The sequence below is a fragment of the Nocardia sp. JCM 34519.1 genome (assembly GCF_020361265.1).
Classification (GTDB): domain Bacteria; phylum Actinomycetota; class Actinomycetes; order Mycobacteriales; family Mycobacteriaceae; genus Nocardia; species Nocardia arthritidis_A.
Genome location: NZ_JAIRBR010000004.1, coordinates 139,460 through 152,351 on the forward strand (window position 1 = coordinate 139,460; position 12,892 = coordinate 152,351).

13 protein-coding genes are annotated in these 12,892 nt (G+C 65.8%); 6 read left to right on the plus strand and 7 right to left on the minus strand.

Annotated elements, in window-relative coordinates; all coding sequences use genetic code 11:
* The first annotated feature begins 58 nt into the window (after positions 1–58).
* The gene (locus LGY53_RS12710; RefSeq protein ID WP_225726883.1) at positions 59–712 is read left to right on the plus strand and encodes a TetR/AcrR family transcriptional regulator; all 654 of its coding nucleotides are present in this window, start codon (positions 59–61) and stop codon (positions 710–712) included.
* 75 nt (positions 713–787) lie between these two features.
* Here the strand turns inward: LGY53_RS12710 and LGY53_RS12715 are convergent, their stop codons facing one another.
* Positions 788–2,125 (minus strand): hypothetical protein, encoded by a 1,338-nt coding sequence (locus LGY53_RS12715; RefSeq protein ID WP_225726884.1) that lies wholly within the window; start codon positions 2,123–2,125, stop codon positions 788–790.
* Between the two features lie 215 nt (positions 2,126–2,340).
* On the opposite strand from LGY53_RS12715, the gene LGY53_RS12720 reads away from it, so the two are divergent.
* Complete coding sequence (locus tag LGY53_RS12720; protein ID WP_225726885.1) at positions 2,341–2,766, plus strand: hypothetical protein; 426 nt, start codon at positions 2,341–2,343, stop codon at positions 2,764–2,766.
* Between the two features lie 41 nt (positions 2,767–2,807).
* Here the strand turns inward: LGY53_RS12720 and LGY53_RS12725 are convergent, their stop codons facing one another.
* On the minus strand, positions 2,808–3,605 hold the full coding sequence (locus LGY53_RS12725; RefSeq protein WP_225726886.1) for an SAM-dependent methyltransferase: 798 nt from the start codon (positions 3,603–3,605) through the stop codon (positions 2,808–2,810).
* A gap of 225 nt (positions 3,606–3,830) precedes the next feature.
* On the opposite strand from LGY53_RS12725, the gene LGY53_RS12730 reads away from it, so the two are divergent.
* Positions 3,831–4,763, plus strand: coding sequence for a helix-turn-helix transcriptional regulator (locus LGY53_RS12730; RefSeq protein ID WP_225726887.1), 933 nt, complete (start codon positions 3,831–3,833; stop codon positions 4,761–4,763).
* A gap of 10 nt (positions 4,764–4,773) precedes the next feature.
* Here LGY53_RS12730 and LGY53_RS12735 read toward each other — a convergent pair whose 3' ends face one another.
* Positions 4,774–5,565: a DUF72 domain-containing protein gene (locus LGY53_RS12735; RefSeq protein ID WP_225726888.1), complete on the minus strand. Its 792-nt coding sequence runs from the start codon at positions 5,563–5,565 to the stop codon at positions 4,774–4,776.
* A gap of 62 nt (positions 5,566–5,627) precedes the next feature.
* Positions 5,628–6,299 (minus strand): hypothetical protein, encoded by a 672-nt coding sequence (locus tag LGY53_RS12740; protein ID WP_225726889.1) that lies wholly within the window; start codon positions 6,297–6,299, stop codon positions 5,628–5,630.
* A 373-nt stretch (positions 6,300–6,672) separates the two neighbouring features.
* On the opposite strand from LGY53_RS12740, the gene LGY53_RS12745 reads away from it, so the two are divergent.
* Entirely contained in the window at positions 6,673–6,843 is a 171-nt protein-coding gene (locus LGY53_RS12745) for a hypothetical protein (RefSeq protein WP_225726890.1), read from the plus strand.
* Positions 6,844–7,015: 172 nt separating this feature from the next.
* Here the strand turns inward: LGY53_RS12745 and LGY53_RS12750 are convergent, their stop codons facing one another.
* Both LGY53_RS12750 and LGY53_RS12755 read right to left on the minus strand, forming a co-directional pair.
* Positions 7,016–7,786 carry an MFS transporter gene (locus LGY53_RS12750; RefSeq protein WP_225726891.1) on the minus strand — a complete coding sequence of 257 codons (771 nt, stop codon included), beginning with the start codon at positions 7,784–7,786 and terminating at the stop codon, positions 7,016–7,018.
* 83 nt (positions 7,787–7,869) lie between these two features.
* On the minus strand, positions 7,870–9,297 hold the full coding sequence (locus LGY53_RS12755; RefSeq protein WP_225726892.1) for an MFS transporter: 1,428 nt from the start codon (positions 9,295–9,297) through the stop codon (positions 7,870–7,872).
* A 103-nt stretch (positions 9,298–9,400) separates the two neighbouring features.
* Between LGY53_RS12755 and LGY53_RS12760 the strand changes: the two genes are divergently transcribed.
* Positions 9,401–10,225: a helix-turn-helix transcriptional regulator gene (locus LGY53_RS12760; RefSeq protein ID WP_225726893.1), complete on the plus strand. Its 825-nt coding sequence runs from the start codon at positions 9,401–9,403 to the stop codon at positions 10,223–10,225.
* 134 nt (positions 10,226–10,359) lie between these two features.
* A complete protein-coding gene (locus LGY53_RS12765) occupies positions 10,360–11,235 on the plus strand; it encodes a glycine-rich protein (protein WP_305082722.1) in 876 nt (291 codons plus the stop codon).
* A 24-nt stretch (positions 11,236–11,259) separates the two neighbouring features.
* On the opposite strand, the gene LGY53_RS12770 is transcribed toward LGY53_RS12765, so the two are convergent.
* Positions 11,260–12,771, minus strand: coding sequence for an alpha/beta hydrolase (locus tag LGY53_RS12770; RefSeq protein ID WP_225726894.1), 1,512 nt, complete (start codon positions 12,769–12,771; stop codon positions 11,260–11,262).
* Positions 12,772–12,892 lie beyond the last annotated feature (121 nt).

A 12,892-nucleotide genomic window follows, 5' to 3' on the forward strand; every position in this document is an offset into this window, starting at 1 on the left:
CCGCGCCTCCATAACAGGGTGATCTGTATCGCCGCACGTAGATTGGTACGGTGACCTCATGGGACGGCCGAGACAGTTCGACGAATCGAACCTGCTCGACGTCGCGATCGAGCAATTCTGGTCCAAGGGATTCGACGACACGTCGGTGGACGACGTCTCGCAGATCGCCAACGTCGGCAATGGCAGCATCTACGCGGCATACGGCAGCAAACGCGGCCTGTTCCTGGCCGCGTTCACCCGGTACTGCGATCGCCGGGCCGCCTTCGTGCGCGAAACCGTGCTCGCCGCACCGGGTTCCGCGCGAGCGGCCGTCCTGACGCTGCTGCGCGCCATCGTCGACGACTGCGCCGCACAACCCCATCGCCGCGGTTGCCTGATGATCAACAGTGTGGCCGCGCTCGGCGGACGGATCCCGGAGGTCGCCGAGATCGGCGCACGAACCACCGCCGCCATGGAAGACGCGGTGGCCGAGCGACTCCGCCGGGTCGCACCCGTCGGCGATCACAAGGCGATCGCGGTACTCAGCGCGCACATCATTCTGGTCTCGCAGGGCTTGATCCAGCTCAGCCGCCTCCATGCCTCGGTCCGCCGCCTGCACGAAATCGCCGAAGCCTCCCTGGGCGCGTTGCCCACGGCCTGGGCCGACCGCATCGAACCTCGAAAGGCGCACGTGCGCATCGCCGCCGCTGCGAAATCCGGTGCGAGAGAGTAGGTGTGGGGCGACTCCTGGTCTATGGACACCCACGTGAGCAGCCTGCGCGGCAAGCTGGCTGCGCGCCAATGGAATCTACAGGTTCAACCATTCGGGTGGGGTGTAGTGTTCGGCGCCGGCGAAGCTTCCCGGCGCCGGTATCTCGTTCTCCAGCGCGCGGATCTGGGCGGCTTCGTACTGGTCGGCCCCGCGGTACGAGGATGCTGCGGTCACCATCGATCGCCCGGATTCGGTGAGGTCGTCGCGGACCGCGGCGAGCAGTCCGTTGAAGGTCTGCGCCGCTTGGTTGAATTTGGGCACCGCCTTCGGGAACTGTTGCTGCACACCGTCGATATGCGCTTCCGAGCAGATCCTCGCGCCGATGTCGTACTGTTCGGCCGCCGACGGCAGGGTGTGGTACCCGGCGTAGTACAGCTGGACGACATTCACCACGACGATATCGTTGCTGTCGTCGGTGGGATTGCCGAATCCCCTGCCCTTCAACTGCTGATACGCCGAGGACTGTAGATGGGGGTTTTGTATCCGGGCGAATGGGCTGCCGAACGGCCCGGACGAGTCGAGATCCGTTTCGAGCCCCTTGCCGATCTGCTCGTCGAGCGCGGCGATATTCATATCGAGCCGGTCCAGCGACAGTCCCGCGTTGAAGACGAGCCCACTGGCCGATAGGTCTGGCGCGACACTGATTTGCTGCTCATGCGATGGAGACTTCGATTCTGCGATCAGACCCCCGGTCACACCGATAGCGGCAAGGCCCGCATCGATCAACCCCTCGGGCGAGGTCAGCGCGCGGAACAGCGCGACCGTATCGGCGAGGATCGCGGTCAATCCGGCGGCCTCTTTGAAAGTGGTTCCCGCCGAGCCGGGCGGCGGTCCCGGATCGCCCCCGCCGCCGAGGCGCGAGATCAGGTCCCGGCAAATCCACACGACGCATTCCTTGGTCAATTCCACCCCATCGGCCAGCGACTTCGCGCCTATCGCCATTTCGCGCGCACACCCGCTGTGGGTCACCGCGGTGTTCTTGAACGGGACCAAGAAATTGTGGTAGTACGAATCCGCTCCATCGCCTTTCCACTCGCCGGCGTGAATCAATTTCTGTACTTCGTCGACGTCCTCGGCGGCCCTGACGATCGAGCAGTACACGGAGCTGCCTGTCGGTGACTCCCACCGATCCGACTGACCGGCGAACTGATCGGCGAGCGGATCCAGATCGTGCCCGTCCAGTGTGTAATACCCGCGGAATCGAGTGATGAGATTTGTGAGGTTCTGATTGAAATACGCCAACCCGTCGGTGGCTTGGCGGACGTAGGCCGGGTTGGTCGGATCAATGACCGCGTCGTCCCAGAATTTGCTGTCGGCTACCTGTTGCAACTTCGTGAGCAACGGCTCCAACTCACCCTGCAGTGATATTCCCATCGCCGGAAACCCCCAGCGTATCGACAGTCTCTTCGAGAATACCGAGAGATACGATGCGCCGAACCCGCAATATTTTGTCTTGCGCACATCGCGCGCGTATGTATCGCAGGCTGATTCGGCATGTCAAGGCACCGGATCCGGGGCATTGAGTGTGCGGCCGACCCGTGCAAGCCTGGCGGTTCGCAAGGAATCTGTTGGTAGAAGGGATAATTCGCGTGATTGTTGGTCGGAAGACAACCACGGCATTGACGGTGCTCGGCTCGGTGACCGCGGCGGTCGTCCTCGCCGCGCCGCAGGCGGGAGCCGCCGTCACCCGCCTCGATATCGCGACGGGCCTGAGCTTCGGGTTGGCCCAGTACGGCACCGGCTGTTCCTACACCATCACGGCGACGGCCAAACCGGGCACCTCGGTGGCCTTCTATGAAGCCGACGAGCAGGGTAACGGCACCCGCGACACCTTCAGCCCGCAAATGCCGCAGGTCGACGCGTCCGGCAAAGCGACAACCACCTGGCGGCCCGCCACCAAGGGGCGACACGGAATCTTCGCCCAAGAAGCTCCCACCGGTGACGCGACCGCCAGCACGATCGCCACCGTCGGCACCGGCATCAACCTCGGCTTCCTCTGCCTGACCCTGCCCTGATTCCTACCTTCCGGCGGCGGCGCTGACGCGATCGATCGTGCCTATGGCTTGCGCGCGACGCCGCCGTAAGCGGAAATCGATTGCAGCGCACCGACTTCGATGGAATCGTTGCGCCATTCCGTGATCGGCGTGAAGCCCGGCTCGACGAACTCGAATCCGTCGAAGGCGGCGCGGATCTCGGCTTGGGTGCGTGGAATGTAGGGCACACCACCGCTTTTGGTGTATTCCTCGCAGAGGGTCACATATGCCTGGCTGTCGGTGGTGCCGTCCCACAGCACGAGGTAGCTGCCCGGCGGTGTCGCGGCCATGACGGTGCGGACGATCCGCAGCATATCCGCGTAGCTGCGGGCGTGACCGAGCACGCCCATGAACATCACCCCGATCGGTTTGGTGAGGTTCAGGATGTTGCGGGCATCGGCGATGATCTGTTCCGGGTCGTGGAAATCGCAGTTGATATAGGTGGTTACGCCCTCGTCGGTGGTGCTCGTCAGCAGCGCGCGCGCATGCGCGAGCACCAGTGGATCGTTGTCGACGTAGACGACCTTGGACTCCGGCGCCACCGATTGCGCGACCTCGTGGGTGTTCTGCATGGTGGGCAAACCGGTTCCGATATCGAGGAACTGGCGGATCCCGGCCTCGCCGGCCAGATAATGCACTGCGCGGATGAGGAATTGGCGGGACTGCACCGCCATCGTCGCGATATCCGGGTCGATCTGCAGGCTCGCCTCGCCGACGACGCGGTCCACCTCGTAGAAGTCTTTGCCCCCCATCCAGAAGTTCCAGATCCGCGCCGAATGCGGGATGTCCGAACGAATCTCGAGGTCGTTCTCGTGCTCCATCGGGTTTCGCAGCTCCTCGATCGATGACGGTGGGTGCGCGGATCGGTCGCGATGCCACGCGAAGCAAACCGTCCTGTACGTACCGGATGGTCGAACATATTGCAGCGCTATGACTTTCGCGACGATCTCGACGAGCGCCAAGCTACTACAGTCCGCGCCCGTTCTGCTGCATGTGCAGAATGCCCGATCTAGAGAAATTCGCTGCGGGCATGCAAGACTCGAACTGTGCGGGCTTCACGAGATTCCTCGGCGAATGCGATACGGCAGGTCGACGATGCGGCGCCGACGGCGTTGCGGCGCATACTCGGAGGTCAGCTACGACAGTTGCGTGAGGCCGCCGGTATCAGCAGGCAGGAGGCCGCGGAGACGTTGCGGGCCTCGGAGTCGAAGATCAGTCGGCTGGAATTGGGGCGGGTGGGGTGCCGCCAACGCGACCTCACCGATTTGCTCACCCTGTACGGCATCAGCGATCCGGCCGAGCGCGACACATTCTTCGCGTTGGCGCGCCGCGCCAACGCCTCGGGTTGGTGGCAGCGCGACCATGATTGGCTGCCACCGTGGTTCGACACCTATCTGGGATTGGAAACCGCGGCCGCGCGCATTCGCGGCTACGAACAGGGCGCGATGCCGGAGCTGCTGCAAACCGCCGACTACGCCCGAGCGCATATCCGCCTCGCCCAGCCCGATCTGCCGCCCGCCATGATCGAGCGCCGCATGCAGCTGCGGCTGCGCCGCCAAAAGATCCTCACCCGCGAGCATCCGGCCCGGCTCTGGGTCGTGGTCGAGGAGGCCGCGCTGAACCGGCTGATCGGCGGGACCGCCGTCTGGCGCGACCAGGTCGAGCATCTGCTGCGGATGCTCGAGCGGTCGAATATCGAGGTGCAGATCCTCTCGGATGCCGCGTGCGGACCTGCCATGACCGCAGGATCGTTCACCATGCTCCGGTTCACCGAGCCGGATCTGCCCGATATCGTCTACACCCAACAGCTCACCGGCGCAGCATATTTGGATAAAGACGCCGACCTCGAAGCCTACCGCCGTCTGGCCGACCGCCTCGCCGTCTACGCCATCCCGCCCGACCGCACCGCACAGTTCCTCACCAGACTCCGCGACAGCCGCGCACCCATCCTCGATCGGCCCGCCGGACGGTCCGAGTAGGTCGCGCGACTCAACGCCACTCCCGCGACACCGCCACCGGCACAACGGGTTCCGGGGTGCGGGAAACGGGAAGACCTGCGGTCCGGGCGAATTCGGCGAAGCGAATGGCATCGTGCAGCGCCGCGCCACCCGGATCATTGTTGAAGTAGACGTAGACGTCGCGATCCGTATCCCACGTCTCGCCGATGCGGCGCACCTGGTCGGCGAGCACATCGTCCTCGTAGCACGGCCACGGGTCGCCTGCGCCTTCGTGAAACCGGAGGTAGGCCCAGTCCGCCGTCCGCCACCGCGGCGTCACCGGATGATTCAGCCGGTCGGCCCAGCACAGCGCCGCATTGTGCTGTTCGAGCACCGCTCGCACGTCGGCCGACCACCAACTCGCGTGCCGCGGCTCGACCACCACCCGCAAATCGGTTGGGATCAGCCGTAATACGGCATCGAGCCGGTCCGGCGCGGCGGGCAGATCCGGCGGTAACTGGATCAGGAAGGGCCCCAGTTTGTCGCCGAGTCCGCGCGCCGCGTCGAGCATGCGCTCCAGCGGGATCTCGGGATCGAGCAGCCGCCGGAAGTGGGTGAGCACCCGGCTCGCCTTCACCGCCATGACGAAGTCATCGGGCGTGCGGTCGCGCCAGCCCTCGAAGGTGGAGCGCGGCACCGGCCGGTAGAAGGTCGCGTTCAGCTCCACCGTGGCGAACCGGTGCGCGTAGTGCTCCAACCACCGCCGCTGCGCGACACCCTTCGGATAGAACACCGTCCGCCAGTCCGCGTACTGCCATCCCGACGTGCCGATGAAGATTGCCATACCTTCGAGTTTCCCCTGCGAACCGCCCGCAATCAGGTGGTGTCGGCGACCACATCAACCTGTCAGAAGTGAGTGCCGACCTTGACGATGGCGTCCAGCAGGCCCTGCCTGCCGAGGTTCACATCGAGCTGGTCTTGCAGCCCGAGAGCGACGATCAAGTCGGTATTGACCTTGGTGCCCACCGCCAGATCGACGTCCACGTTCAAGCCGGCGGCGACGTTCAAACCGTCGGAAGGGAATTCGGCGGACAGGTTCGTCCCGAGTGCCTTGTCGACGGCGGCGGCGAAACCGGCAGTGAGTGTGATGCCCTGTTCGGCGAGTTTCAGCCTGGCAACGCTGCTGCCCTCGGGCTTCTCGACTTCGGCGCTGCCGGGGTCGTTCACCGCACCGAGGCGGACGCCGCTTGTGTCACCGACCTTGCCGGTGAGGACACCGGTTTCGATGTCGGCGGCCACGTCCGAGACGGTGATCCTCTTGGTGCCCTGGGACAGCTCGATGCCACCTTTGAGAAGAACCCGGCCACCGGTGATCTTGCGGTCCCGGTAGGCGATACTGCCCTTACCCACCGGCAGCTCGATCTTGCCGTTGGTGTCGGCTGCGCCGCTCACGCCCGTCGCCGTTACGCCCTGGGCTTGCAGGTCGAGGGCCGTACCGAGGTCGATGGACAGTCCCGCCCCCGCAAGCGGAGCCTCGCCTCCCGCTGCGGCTTCGGCGGCGGGCGCGAGCCCGGTCACGACAGTGGCGACGATGCCTACGACGGCCAGAGCGATGGCATGAGCGGCGAGCCTGCCGCGTTCCCGAATCGGATAATTCACCACCGTGATTCGTAGTCTCGGACGGTGTAGATCGTTTTCCGAATGCGCTGCGGAAGCGCTTCCACCGCAGACGGTTTCGAACCTCGATGCATGCGACTTCGACGGTTGCGCCCCGGATGAACCCCGGCACGCGGCATGACGGTGCATTCGCGAACGCGCCGGGCGCCGTGACTCGGGCCCACCGGCAACGTCCTGGAACTTGCAGCCCGGCTTGGCCTTTGCCGCAACGCGTGCCTTTCTGGGCGTGTACCTCCGGGTAGCATGTGGTGAAACGATTGTGGAGGGGGACATCATGTCGTCGAACAGTCACCGAGAGCAGGACGATGATCCACGTGCCCGGTGGCGCCGCTTGCCCGTCGAACCCACCCAGTACGTCGAGGAGACCCATGTCGACGGGAGTTCGTCGAGCTACACGGTGCCTGCCGTCGACACGACCCAGGACTTCATTCGCCTCTACGGCTAGTGATGTGTCAGGCCGCCTTCTGTAGGTAATCCGGGCCGTCGGACTCTCGATCTGACGGTCCGTGTACGCCATTCGGCAGGCGTGCGCGCCTATCGGGTCTCATCAAGCGACGCCGTGGTCGATCTCGTTGGCGCACAACACGATCACCGTTCTCAGCATCCGAGGAGGTGATTCAGTGAGGAGGTCCCGGCGGGAGAGGCATGCCGGAGTTGGCATGTGGGGTAGGTCCCTGAGGTGAGTAGGGCATGCCGTAGTTGGCGTGTGCGGGACGTCCCTGCGGTGGATAAGGCATGCCGGAGTTGGGGTATCCCTGCGGCGGATACGGCATGGCGTAGGGGAGAGGTGGCCCGGCCGAGGTGCGCGAGGCCTTTCCGGTCACGGCGGTGGCGATCAATGCGATGAGCAGCAGCGGCGCCGCCACCAGATATACGAGGCGGAAACTGGCCACGTTCGAAATCAGCTGGCCGACAACGGGTGCGAGCACCGCCGACACGATTGCGAGCGCCGCCACCGCCGCGGCGGCGAGACCGCGCCGACTGCCTAGCCGAAACGTCAGCGCCGCGACCACTCCGACGGCGGCGCCCGTGCCGAGCCCGCAGAGCACGCGGCCCGCCAGCAGCATGACGCCGTTGAGCATGAACCCGGTCAGCACCGCGCCGACGAGCATGAGGCCGATCGCGGGCAGCGTCACCGCCCTCGGGAATCGCCCGCCCAGCAGCACGCCGATCGCAACGGCGGGCAGCGCCGCGACCAGATAGGCGACGACGCAGATCAACAGGACCGCTTGGGCGGTGATGCCCAGCTCGAACTGGATCAGCGACCGTCCGTCGAACCGGTAGACGACCGTCAGCATGGCCAGCCCGATCATCATGGCGAACCCGGGTCCGATCAGCGTCCCGGCACTTGGGCGCGGGTCGATCCGCTGCGGCGGCATAACGTACATGCACACACCGTAGCTTCGGTCGGATCGGGTAGCAGTGCATCCGAACGGAATCCGGCAGACCAGCGCGGTCTGCCGGATCGTCGTCATCTGACGGATTGCGCCGGGACGGCGCGGGCCGCGTCGACCATCGGGCGATCCCGCACCGGCTTGCGCGTTGTCAGCAGTGTCAGGACGAGAATGGCCGCGCCGCAACCGGTCACGATCCAGTATGGCGACCGCACCGCCTCGAGATAGCCCGCACCCGGCCGGTGCAGACCCGCCGTCAGCACCGCGCCCAACACCGCGACACCGAGCGCCTGGCCGAATTGTCTACTGGTGCCGATGATCGCCGCCGCGACCCCGGCCCGTTCGGCGGGCATACCGGCCATGGCCGAGTTGGTCAGCGGTGTATTCACAAGTCCGACACCGACTCCCAGGAGGATGTAGGCGGTGAAGAGTAGGACGTCGTCGCGCTGCGCATCGAATCCCGCGAACAGCAGGCCCGCCAGCGTGATGGCGGAACCGGCCAGCAGCAGCGGCAGACGCGCGCCGAATGACGCTGTCAGGCGGCCCGATAGCGGCGAGACGGCGATATTCGCCACGGCCATCGGCAACAGGTAGACACCGGTCATCAGTGCGGACAATCCGCGCGCGTTCTGCAGATAAACCGTGCTGAGGAAGAGATATCCGCCGACCACGAAGTACGCGCACACCGCCATCACGCTCGCCCCGCTGAACGAAACACTATGGAAGGCACGCAGATCGATCAGCGGCTCGACGGTACGGCGCTCATGGCCGATCAGCGCGACGATGGCGAGGAGCGCGAGCACCGCGCAGCCGAGGGTTCGCGGCGGGGCCCAGCCGGTGGTCGGCACCTCGATGATCGCGTAGGTCGACAGCGCCATCGCCGCGATCACCAGGATCTGACCGAGCCCATCTACCCGGCGCGGTTGCGGCGCACGGGATTCCGGCACGAAGCGGGCGGTCAGATAGAGCGTCACCACGCCGATCGGCACATTGAGCAGGAAGATCGAACGCCAGCCCGCCCACTGCACGAGCACACCGCCGACCAGCGGACCGAGCGCCATGGATACGCCCATGATCGAACCCCACACCCCGATCGCGCGGGCGCGTTCCTTCGGCTCGGTGAAGGTATTCGTAATGATAGACATCGCAACGGGATTGAGCATGCACCCGCCGATCGCCTGCACGACGCGAAAGGCGATGAGCCAGCCGAGTCCCGGTGCGAGCGAACACAGCAGTGAGCCGAGGGTGAAGACGGCGAGCCCGAGCTGGAACACCCGGCGCCGCCCGAGCCGGTCACCCATCGAACCGGCCAGCGTGAGCAGCGCCGCGAGGACGACGAGATAGCCGTCGACGGTCCACTGCAAACCCGCGAGGGTGGTGTGCAGGCCCTGTTGCATCGCGGGCAGCGCCACATTGAGCACGGTATTGCCGAGATTGCCGACGAAGACGCTCATACAGCAGATCACCAGCACCAGCGCCGGTCTGCGCGTTGTTGTTTCGGACATGATCTCAGTCTTTCCAGCACACGCCGAGCTCCGGGACACCCTGGCGAGCGGGGCCCTGGCAGGGCCCCCTTTGCACCGATACCGACAGGGCATACTTCGATGAGTGAGCAACAGGACGGCACTCGGCGAATTTCTCCAGTCCCGGCGCGCCCGGATCACCCCGCAGCAGGCGGGTCTGCCGCCGAGCGCGGGCCGCCGCCGCACCGCCGGGTTGCGCCGCGAAGAGGTCGCCATCCTGGCCGGAATAAGCATCGAGTACTACCGGCGGCTGGAGCAGGGCAAACAACGTCATCCGGGTCCGGCCGTGCTGGCCGCGATAGCCGATGTGCTCGAGCTGAACGAGGACGAGCGCCGCCATCTGACCGCGCTCGTGGAAAACGATCGACCGAACGAATCACCGGTTCCGGTGCAGCCGGTCCGCGCCGATGTCCGCAGAATGCTGGACGTAGTCCAGCCGTATCCGGCATGCCTGCTCGGCCGCCGCAGCGATCTGCTCGGCGCGAATATCGCGGGCCTGCGCCTGTTCCCGGGTATCGAGGAATGGCCCGTCGAATTCCGGAACACCGCCCGCTACACCTTTATGCATCCGAAAGCCCGAGCGGCATACGGCAATTGGGATGATGTGGCGGCCGGGGTCGTCGCCCACCTGCGCGCGGTGGCAGGCGCACATCCCGGTGCCGCCGACATCGCCGAGCTGATCGACGAACTATCCGGTCGCAGTCCGGAATTCACCGCACTGTGGCAGCGTCACGATGTGCGGAACCGCACCAACGGCCAGAAGATCTACCGCCACCCCGATGTCGGCGAGATGACGCTCACCTACGAGGCATACGAGGTGGGCCGCAGCGACGGCCAACGCTTGATCGTCTACCAGGCCGAGCCCGGCACCCCGGATCACGAGGCGATGCTGCGGCTTTCGCTCGAATAGCTGCCCCAATACTTTTCGGGGCATCGCCGCCATGTGCCGGAAAACCGGTCGCGATCCCGATACGCTGCGGATGGACCCGGCTGAGGCAGGGGTTGCTCGGCCGGTCGGATATTTGGCCACCTGCAGGGGGATGTATGTCCGAAATCTATTCTGCCCCAACTATTCTCGAAATCACCCTGGCGCGACGCCGTCGAATGTTCGCGGGTGTCGGCGCATTTGCGCTCATCGCCGCGGTCGCACTCCCGAGCGCCGGACCGGCCGCGGCGGCCCAGCCCGGATGCAGCCGATCCGGCGACACCACCACCTGCCGCTTCGACTTCACCGGCGGGGAGCAGACTTTCACCGTTCCGGACGGTGTGACCTCGCTGACCGTGCGCGCTATCGGCGCACACGGCGGCTGTATCGCATGGCAGATGGCGCCGGAGTCGGCCCGCGCGCCGCTGGCCGTGAACCCGGGCGACACGCTGTTCGTGGAGGTCGGCGGCGTCGGCGGTGCAGCCGACCAGACGACGAATACCCCTGGCGCGGGCGGATTCAACGGCGGCGGCACCGGCGGAACCGGCTACCGTTCCGGCTGCGGCGGCGGTGGCGCCAGCGATATCCGCACGGTCGGCGCCGACGACCCCGACAGCCTCCGGTCGAGGTTGCTGATCGGCGCTGGCGGTGGCGGTGGCGGCGGCGGGGGCAACGGCGGCGGTACCGGCGGCGCGGCCGGGACCGCCACCGCAGGCGGTAAAGGCGGTCCGGGCAAAGCCGACGGGGCCGACGGGACATTCGGTGTCGGCGGCGATGGCGGCTCCGACGACGGCACCGTCGAGTACGCCTGTGCGGGTGGCGGTGGCGGCGGCGGTTATTACGGTGGTGGCGGCTCCGGCGCCTTCACGCACACCGGGCCCGGTGGAAAGGGTTCGTCATTCGGCCCGCCCGGCACCGTGGTCGAGACCGCGGGCGACCAGGAATCCGCGGCGGTGATCATCGACTACACGGTGACCGGTTCCGGAAAACGGTGATGCCGAAAACCTTCTCGGGAGCCGTTATCCGCTCTTGCGGCAGGTGATGTCGCCGGGTGCGGTCAGCTGCTCGAAATAGGCGATGACTTGTTTGTCGACGCAGTCGACTCCGGTCAGGAATGCGCGGTGCGTGTGACCGTCGTTCGTGATGAGCGAAGCGTGCAGGGCGCGCGCCAGATTCACCCCGCCCTGGTACGGCGCTTTCGGATCGCCGGTGGTCGCGATGACGACAACCTTTGGTAGACCGTCGATTCCGGACACCTTATGCGGCTGACTGGTTGGTTGCGCGGGCCAGAACGCGCAAATATCCAGTGGCGCTCGGCCTTGGAAGCGGCCGGTGTCGGTGATCGGTGCAGCCTCGAAGCCGGCCTTGAACTCCTCGGCGGCCTTCGCTCGATCCATCGTGCGCGGTTCGTCGAGGCAGAGGGTCGCCTGCTGCACCGAGCGGTCGATGATGTCGCCGTTGCGGAACATATCCGCCAGTTCGAGTAGGGTATCGCCGTTGCCACCGGCCAGTTCGCGCAGCCCCGCGGTGACCTTCGGCAACAGCCCCCGGTCGTAGAGCGAATTCAACACTGCCGACAGTCCATCGAGATAGTTCAGTCCCCGCGAATCCCGAGTCGCCGCAGGGTGATCCAGCAGCGGGTTGATCAGTTGACGGAATCGGTCGGTCGCCGCGGCGCTGTCGGCGCCCAGCGGACAGTCGCTCTCCCGAACACAGCCGTCGGCATACGTCTGGAACGCCGATTGCAGTGACGCATTCGTTTCGACGGGATCCAGGATCCGGGCCGCCGGATCCAAGGAGGCGTCCAGCACCATGGCGCGCACGTGCTGCGGGAAGCGTTCGGCGTAGCTCGAGCCGACACGCGAACCATAGGCCAGGCCAAACGCATTGAGCTTATCCGCACCGAGCGCGGCCCTGATGATGTCGAGATCCCGGACCGCCTCGCGGGTACCCAAATGCCCGAGCAATTCGGTGCCTGATTTCGCGACGCAGTCGGCGACATAGTCGCGATTGTCCTGCTCGGACCGCTCGATTCCGGACGGCGACATATCCGTCAGCAGATGCAGCCGATCGGCCTCCAGTCGCTCCTTCGAAGAGCAGCGCACAAGGGGAGTGGATGCGCCGAGCCCCCGCCGATCGTAGCTGACGACATTGAATTTCGCGCCGAGCCCCGATCTCCCGAAGGTCGCAGACCACTCGAGCCCGGGCTGGCCCGGAACACCCGGGATCACGACCAGTGACTCGGCCCGCTCCCCAAGTACGGCCATCCGCGAAACGGCGATCTGCGCGGTATTACCTTCGGGCTTGTCGTAATCGATCGGCACCCGCACTCGCCCGCACTGCATCCTGGGGTCGAGTTCCGATGTGATCCCGAACCCGATGCACGATCCCCACTCGACCCGCTGGCTGTAGTACTTGCCGAGATCCGGTTCCCCCCGAGTACCCCCCTGCGCAACCGTGCACCCCGCGACCAGCGCACCGCAACCGAGCGCTGCCAAGAGCCGCATCTTGTGCGCGCCAACGGATCTCATCGAATTCTTCCTCCCTGGTTACCGGAACCTCTCAACCAACCTAACGGTCCGCCGTTTCGACACCTTCCCAACGTTGGCTACCCCGTGTTTATTGCTCTGCGCAACGAAACTGACTGTCTCA

Excerpts from the sequence above, each read along its gene's own strand:
- LGY53_RS12765 (WP_305082722.1), top strand. The coding sequence starts at position 10,360 with ATGTCCGAAATCTATTCTGCCCCAACTATTCTCGAAATCACCCTGGCG.
- LGY53_RS12770 (WP_225726894.1), bottom strand. The coding sequence starts at position 12,771 with ATGAGATCCGTTGGCGCGCACAAGATGCGGCTCTTGGCAGCGCTCGGT.
- LGY53_RS12735 (WP_225726888.1), bottom strand. The coding sequence starts at position 5,565 with ATGGCAATCTTCATCGGCACGTCGGGATGGCAGTACGCGGACTGGCGG.
- LGY53_RS12750 (WP_225726891.1), bottom strand. The coding sequence starts at position 7,786 with ATGTACGTTATGCCGCCGCAGCGGATCGACCCGCGCCCAAGTGCCGGG.
- LGY53_RS12710 (WP_225726883.1), top strand. The coding sequence starts at position 59 with ATGGGACGGCCGAGACAGTTCGACGAATCGAACCTGCTCGACGTCGCG.
- LGY53_RS12745 (WP_225726890.1), top strand. The coding sequence starts at position 6,673 with ATGTCGTCGAACAGTCACCGAGAGCAGGACGATGATCCACGTGCCCGG.
- LGY53_RS12725 (WP_225726886.1), bottom strand. The coding sequence starts at position 3,605 with ATGGAGCACGAGAACGACCTCGAGATTCGTTCGGACATCCCGCATTCG.
- LGY53_RS12755 (WP_225726892.1), bottom strand. The coding sequence starts at position 9,297 with ATGTCCGAAACAACAACGCGCAGACCGGCGCTGGTGCTGGTGATCTGC.
- LGY53_RS12715 (WP_225726884.1), bottom strand. The coding sequence starts at position 2,125 with ATGGGAATATCACTGCAGGGTGAGTTGGAGCCGTTGCTCACGAAGTTG.